The sequence below is a fragment of the Micromonospora sp. NPDC005220 genome, assembly GCF_040607895.1.
Taxonomy (GTDB): Bacteria; Actinomycetota; Actinomycetes; order Mycobacteriales; family Micromonosporaceae; genus Micromonospora.
Genome location: NZ_JBEXHP010000184.1, coordinates 1 through 6,792, shown reverse-complemented (window position 1 = coordinate 6,792; position 6,792 = coordinate 1). Strand labels below are relative to the sequence as shown.

At 71.4% G+C, this 6,792-nt stretch carries 4 protein-coding genes and 1 tRNA gene; all 5 read left to right on the top strand.

Annotated elements, in window-relative coordinates:
• The first annotated feature begins 103 nt into the window (after nucleotides 1–103).
• The gene (gene fdh / locus ABZU52_RS31340) at nucleotides 104–3,376 is read left to right on the top strand and encodes a formate dehydrogenase (RefSeq protein WP_354974536.1); all 3,273 of its coding nucleotides are present in this window, start codon (nucleotides 104–106) and stop codon (nucleotides 3,374–3,376) included.
• Complete coding sequence (locus ABZU52_RS31335) at nucleotides 3,366–4,334, top strand: 4Fe-4S dicluster domain-containing protein (protein ID WP_354974535.1); 969 nt, start codon at nucleotides 3,366–3,368, stop codon at nucleotides 4,332–4,334. Before fdh ends, ABZU52_RS31335 begins: the two co-directional genes overlap by 11 nt.
• Entirely contained in the window at nucleotides 4,331–5,626 is a 1,296-nt protein-coding gene (gene nrfD / locus ABZU52_RS31330) for an NrfD/PsrC family molybdoenzyme membrane anchor subunit (RefSeq protein ID WP_354974534.1), read from the top strand. Before ABZU52_RS31335 ends, nrfD begins: the two co-directional genes overlap by 4 nt.
• Nucleotides 5,627–5,639: 13 nt before the next feature.
• Nucleotides 5,640–5,735 (top strand) — tRNA-Sec (locus tag ABZU52_RS31325).
• A gap of 23 nt (nucleotides 5,736–5,758) precedes the next feature.
• Nucleotides 5,759–6,792 (top strand): L-seryl-tRNA(Sec) selenium transferase (selA, locus tag ABZU52_RS31320; RefSeq protein WP_354974533.1); only part of this gene is annotated, 1,034 nt, incomplete at its 3' end.

Below are 6,792 nucleotides of genomic sequence, written 5' to 3'. Positions count from 1 at the left end.
CGGCCGATCGGCCGGGGGCAGCGCTGTCTGTGTCCCCGGTTCGCGAACCTGTCTCGGTTGACCTATGTTCAGGGGGTCGCTCGCGTGGGAGGGGGTGTCGGGGTTGGGGCTACGGACCTTTATCGAGGGTTGGCCGGTGTACCGCCAGCTGACCGGCACGGACCCGTTGGGCCGGGGTGCGGCGGCGATGTCCGACGGGTCTCGTGCGCTGACCTCCCGTACCGACACGGCCGACAGTGTGGCGCGGTCGGTCTGCCCGTACTGTGCGGTGGGTTGTGGTCAGCGGGTGTTCGTGAAGGACGGGCGGGTCAGTCAGATCGAGGGTGATCCGGACAGCCCGATCTCGCGGGGGCGGCTCTGCCCGAAGGGCTCGGCGAGTAAGAGTCTGGTGACCAGCCCGTTGCGGCAGACGACGGTTCGCTACCGTCGGCCGTACTCGACGCAGTGGGAGGATCTGGAGCTCGACACCGCGCTCGACATGATCGCCGACCGGATCCTCGCTGCCCGCGAGCAGACCTGGGAGGACGTCGACACGCAGGGCCGGCCGCTCAACCGGACGCTGGGTATCTCCAGTCTGGGTGGGGCGACGCTGGACAACGAGGAGAACTACCTCATCAAGAAGTTGTTCACCGCGATGGGGGCGCTCCAGATCGAGAACCAGGCCCGTATTTGACACTCCGCCACCGTCCCCGGTCTGGGGGCCAGCTTCGGTCGTGGCGGTGCGACGGATTTCCAGCAGGACATCGCCAACGCTGACGTGATCGTCATCCAGGGTTCGAACATGGCTGAGGCACACCCGGTGGGTTTCCAGTGGGTGATGGAGGCCAAGCGCCGGGGGGCGAAGGTCTTCCACGTCGACCCGCGGTTCACCCGTACCAGCGCGGTCGCGGATGCGTATCTGCCGATCCGGGCGGGCACGGACATCGCGTTGCTCGGCGGGGTGGTGCGCTACATCCTGGACAACGACCTGGACTTCCGGGAGTACGTGCTGGCGTACACCAACGCGGCGACGATCGTGAGCGAGCAGTTCAGCGACACCGAGGACGGCGACGGGTTCTTCTCCGGCTTCGACCCGGAGACGGGCACCTACGTGCAGGACAGCTGGCAGTACGAGGGGCACGAGGGTTCGTCGGGCAGTGGGCACACCGCCCAGGAGCGGGACAGCGCCGCGGGGTTGACGCACGAGTCGCACGGCGCGCCGGTGGGCGGTCAGACCCGGCGCGACGAGACGTTGCAGCATCCGCGTTGCGTCTATCAGATCCTCAAGCGGCACTTCTCCCGTTACACCCCGGAGATGGTGGAGCGGGTCTGCGGTATCTCCCAGGCGCAGTTCCTGGAGTTGGCGCGGGCGTGGACGGAGAACTCCGGCCGGGACCGCACCGGCATGCTGATCTACTCGGTCGGCTGGACGCAGCACAGTGTCGGTGTGCAGTACATCCGCACCGGCGCGATCATCCAGCTGTTGCTGGGCAACATGGGCCGCCCGGGTGGTGGGGTGATGGCGCTGCGCGGGCACGCCAGCATCCAGGGTTCGACCGACATCCCGACGTTGTTCAACCTGCTGCCCGGTTATCTGCCGATGCCGCACCACGCGGAGCACCCGAGCTTCGACGAGTGGGTGGACAGCATCCGGCACCCGGGGCAGAAGGGGTTCTGGGGCAACGCGAGGTCGTTCGCCGCGAGCCTGCTGAAGGCGTACTGGGGTGACGCGGCGACGCCGGAGAACGACTTCTGCTACGGCTACCTGCCGCGGATGACCGGTGATCACGGCACGTACCAGCAGGTGCTCAATATGATCGATGGGAAGATCAAGGGGTACTTCCTGCTGGGGCAGAACCCGGCGGTCGGGTCGGCGCACGGTCGGGCGCAGCGGCTCGGGATGGCCAACCTCGACTGGTTGGTGGTCCGGGACCTGTTCATGATCGAGAGTGCGACGTTCTGGCAGAACGGCCCCGAGGTCGCCACCGGCGAGATCGTGCCGGAGGAGTGCCGCACGGAGGTGTTCTTCCTGCCCGCCGCGTCGCATGTGGAGAAGGAGGGCACGTTCACCCAGACGCAGCGGTTGTTGCAGTGGCGGGAGAAGGCCGTCGAGCCGCCCGGCGACGCCCGCTCCGAGCTGTGGTTCTTCTACCACCTGGGCCGCAAACTGCGGGACAAGCTGGCCGACTCGCCGCTGCCGCGCGACCGTGCGCTGCTCGACCTCACCTGGGACTACCCCACGCACGGTGCGCACGCGGAGCCGAGCGCCGAGGCGGTGCTGCGGGAAATCAACGGGTACGACGTGACGACCGGCCGCCCGCTGTCCGGTTTCGCCGAGGCCCGCGCGGACGGCTCCACCGCGATCGGTTGCTGGATCTACAGCGGGGTGTACGCCGACGGCGTGAACCAGGCGGCCCGGCGCAAGTCCCGGCACGAGCAGGACTGGGTGGCCGCCGAGTGGGGTTGGGCGTGGCCGGCGAACCGGCGCATTCTCTACAACCGGGCCTCCGCCGACCCGGACGGCAACCCGTGGTCCGAGCGCAAACGTTACGTGTGGTGGGACGCGGAGAAGGCCGAGTGGACCGGCTACGACGTGCCGGACTTCGAGAAGACCAAGCCACCGTCGTACCGGCCGCCACCGGGCGCGTCCGGGACGGAGGGCATCGCCGGCGACGACCCGTTCGTCATGCAGGGCGACGGGAAGGGCTGGCTGTACGCGCCCAGTGGTGTGCTCGACGGCCCGCTGCCGACGCACTACGAGCCGGTGGAGTCGCCGGTGCGCAACCCGCTCTACGGTCAGCAGGCCAACCCGACCCGCAAGATGTACGCGCATCCGGTGAACTCGGTGAACCCGAGCCCGCCGCAGGAGCACGACCAGGTGTTCCCGTACGTGTTCACGGTCAGCCGGCTCACCGAGCACCACACCGCCGGCGCGATGAGCCGGACGGTGTCACCCCTCGCGGAGCTGCAACCGGAGATGTTCGTCGAGGTGTCCCCGGCCCTGGCCGACGAGGTCGGGCTGACACATCTGGGCTGGGCGCACCTGGTCAGCGGTCGCGCGGTGATCGAGGCGAAGGTGCTGGTGACCGACCGGTTGACCCCGCTGCGGGTGGACGGTCAGATCATCCACCAGGTGTGGTTGCCGTACCACTTCGGTTTTGAGGGTCTGGTTACCGGCGACTCGGCCAACGATCTGTTCGGCATCAGCCTCGACCCGAACGTCCTGATCCAGGAGAGCAAGGTCGGCACCTGCGACGTGCGGCCGGGCCGCCGTCCCACCGGGCCGGCGTTGCTCGACCTGGTGGCCGACTACCAGCGGCGCGCCGGGATCACCCCGGGCCAGCACGCCCCGGCCGTGACCGAAGACAACGAGGGGAAGGAGCACGGTGCTTCCTGACCCGAACAGTCTGTACGGTCCGCTGGACCCGGCGCCCGACGCCGGCTATGAGAACGCGCCGGCCCGGATGGGGTTCTTCACCGACACCAGCGTCTGCATCGGCTGCAAGGCCTGCGAGGTCGCCTGCAAGGAGTGGAACGGCGTCCCGGAGAGTGGCCTGGACCTGCTCGGCATGTCGTACGACAACACCGGCGCGTTGACCGCGAACTCGTGGCGACACGTGGCGTTCATCGAGCAACCCCGCCCGGCCGGGCACCGCGCCGCGCCGGCGGACGTCCTCGGCGCGCCGGTCGACGCCGGCCCTGACCGGCCGGTCGACGCGGGACCGCAGTTCCTGGGGATGCCAGGGACCCAGCCGCCGGGCCGGGGCACCGGCGTCGAGGAGCGCACGGATTTCCGCTGGTTGATGATGTCGGACGTCTGTAAGCACTGCACCCACGCGGCGTGCCTGGATGTGTGTCCGACGGGTTCGTTGTTCCGGACCGAGTTCGGCACGGTGGTGGTGCAGGAGGACATCTGCAACGGGTGTGGTTACTGCATCTCGGCGTGCCCGTACGGGGTGATCGATCAGCGTAAGGACGATGGTCGGGCGTGGAAGTGCACGCTGTGCTACGACCGGTTGGGTGCGGGGATGACGCCGGCGTGTGCGCAGGCGTGTCCGACCGAGTCGATCCAGTACGGACCCCTCGACGAGCTGCGCGAACGCGCTGCCGCCCGGGTCGAGACGCTGCACCACCGGGGGGTCCCCGAGGCACGTCTGTACGGGCACGACCCGAACGACGGCGTCGGGGGTGACGGGGCGTTCTTCCTGCTCCTCGACGAGCCCGAGGTGTACGGGCTGCCACCGGACCCGGTGGTGACCACCCGCGACCTGCCGAAGATGTGGAAACGCGCCGGCCTCGCCGCGCTGGCCATGGCCGCGGCGACGGTCGCCGCGTTCGTCGGAGGTTCCTCATGACCCCACCGGGCCCCGTGGGCGACCGGTTCCGCCGATTCCGGGAGCGGCTCGCCGCCGAGGGCGGCCACCGACCCCAGGTGGGCGACGAGCGGTCGGGCACCGCGACGAGTGCAGAGCTAGCGACGGGTGCAGAGCTAGCGACGGGTGCAGAGCAGGCGACGAGCGGTGGCGATCACCCGAGCGACCGGGCGATCACCGACGACAGGGACTCCACCAGCGGTGACGAGGCCGGCAGCAGCCGCCGGGGCGATCTGACGGTACGGCGAGGCGCCGAAGGTCGGCGGCGCAGGCGGCGCGGCGGTGGCGGCGAGGAACTACGGGTGCCGGAGGCCGAGTTCACGTCCTACTACGGTCGACCCGTTCTGAAGGCGCCGGTCTGGAAGTGGGACATCGCCGCGTACCTGTTCACCGGCGGGTTGGCCGCCGGTTCGTCGCTGCTCGCTGCGGGCGGGCAGCTCACCGGCCGGCCATCGTTGCGGCGCGCCGGTCGGGTCACCGCGTTGGCCGCGGTCAGCGCCAGCGCCGTCTTCCTGGTGAAGGATCTGGGCCGGCCGGCGCGGTTCCACCACATGCTCCGGGTGGCCAAGCCGACCTCGCCGATGTCGATGGGCACCTGGATCCTCACCGCGTACGGGCCAGCGGCGGGTGTCGCCGCGATCGCCGAGGTCGCCGGTGTGCTGCCCCGGCGCGGTCTGCTCGGGTTGGCCGGCCGGGCGTTGCCGCCGATCGGGCACGCCGCTGGGCTGTTCGCCGCCGGTACCGCGCCGGCGCTGGCCACGTACACCGGGGTGTTGCTGGCCGACACGGCGGTGCCGTCGTGGCATGAGGCGTACCCCGAGTTGCCGGTGATCTTCGCGGGCAGCGCGTTGGCCAGCGGCGCCGGCGTGGGTCTGCTCGCCGCGCCGCCGGCCCAGGCCGGGCCGGCTCGACGGATGGCGGTGGCCGGCGCGGCCCTGGAGCTGTACGGCACACATCGGGTGGAGGCCCGCCTCGGTCTGCTCAGCGAGCCCTACCGGTTGGGCCGGCCGGGTCGGTTGCTGCGCGCCGGGCGGCTGCTGACCGTCGGCGGGGTGGCGGGCGCCCTGCTGGGCCGGCGTAGCCGGGTGGTCGGGGCGCTCTCCGGGACCGCGTTGCTGGCGGCGTCGGTGCTGACCCGGTTCGGCATCTTCCACGGCGGCGTCGCCTCGGCCCGCGACCCCCGGTACACGGTGGTGCCGCAGCGCGAACGGGTCGAAGCGCGGCGAAGCGGCATGGATCTTCCAGCTGATCGGGCGGCTCCGCCCGCAGTGTGATCGAATGGCCGGTGGAGGCGTTCAGGCGGCTGGTGCCCCTCCCGGTCTTCAAAACCGGAGTGGTCCGGGACCCGGGCCAGGCGGGTTCGATTCCCGTCCGTCTCCGCCACACCGCTTGCAGGAGATGACGTGATGGGCGACGGCCCGGTGGACCCGCGACGTCGGGTGCCCCGTACGGACACGCTGCTTGCCGACCCGGTGCTGGCCGCCGCCACCGTGACCCTCGGCCGGGAGCAGGTCAAGGCGGTGGTCTCCCGCGCGCAGGACCGCGCCCGCCGCGGTGAGCTGCACCCCGACGAGGTACGCGACGCGGCGGTCGCCGCGCTGCCCGCGCCCGGCCCCCGGGTGGGGGTCAACGCCACCGGTGTCGTGGGGCACACCAACCTGGGCCGGGCGCCGTTGTCGTCCCCCGCGGTCGCCGCGGTGGTGGCCGCCGCCGGACACACCGACGTCGAGTTGGACCTGGCCACCGGCCGGCGGGCCCGCCGCGGCCGGGACACCCTCGACGCGCTGGCCGCCGCCGTGCCCGACGCCGGCGCCGTGCACGTGGTGAACAACGGCGCCGCCGCGCTGGTGCTGGCCGCCACCGCGTTGGCCGCCGGCCGGGAGATCGTGGTCAGCCGGGGTGAGCTGGTCGAGATCGGCGACGGTTTCCGCCTGCCCGACCTGCTGGAGAGCACCGGTGCGCGGCTGCGCGAGGTGGGTACCACCAACCGCACCACCCTGGCGGACTACGCCGCCGTGCTCGGCCCGCAGACCGGCTTCGTGCTCAAGGTGCACCCGTCGAACTTCCGGGTCACCGGCTTCACCTCCGCCACCGGGGTACGGCAACTGGCCACGCTCGGGGTGCCGGTGGTCGCGGACATCGGCTCCGGGCTGCTCGGCGCGGACCCGCTGCTGCCCGACGAACCGGACGCGGCCAGCACCCTGCGCGCGGGCGCCGCGCTGGTCACCGCCAGCGGCGACAAGCTGCTCGGTGGGCCGCAGGCGGGGCTGCTGCTGGGTGACGCGCAGCTGATCGACCGGTTGCGCCGGCACCCGCTGGCCCGGGCGCTGCGGGTGGACAAGCTCACCCTGGCCGCGCTGGCCGCCACAGTGCACCAACCGGCCACCCCCACCCGGGCGGCGCTCCACCCGTTCCCGCAGGGCACCCGGGTCGGCGTGCA

Excerpts from the sequence above, each read along its gene's own strand:
- nrfD (WP_354974534.1), top strand. The coding sequence starts at position 4,331 with ATGACCCCACCGGGCCCCGTGGGCGACCGGTTCCGCCGATTCCGGGAG.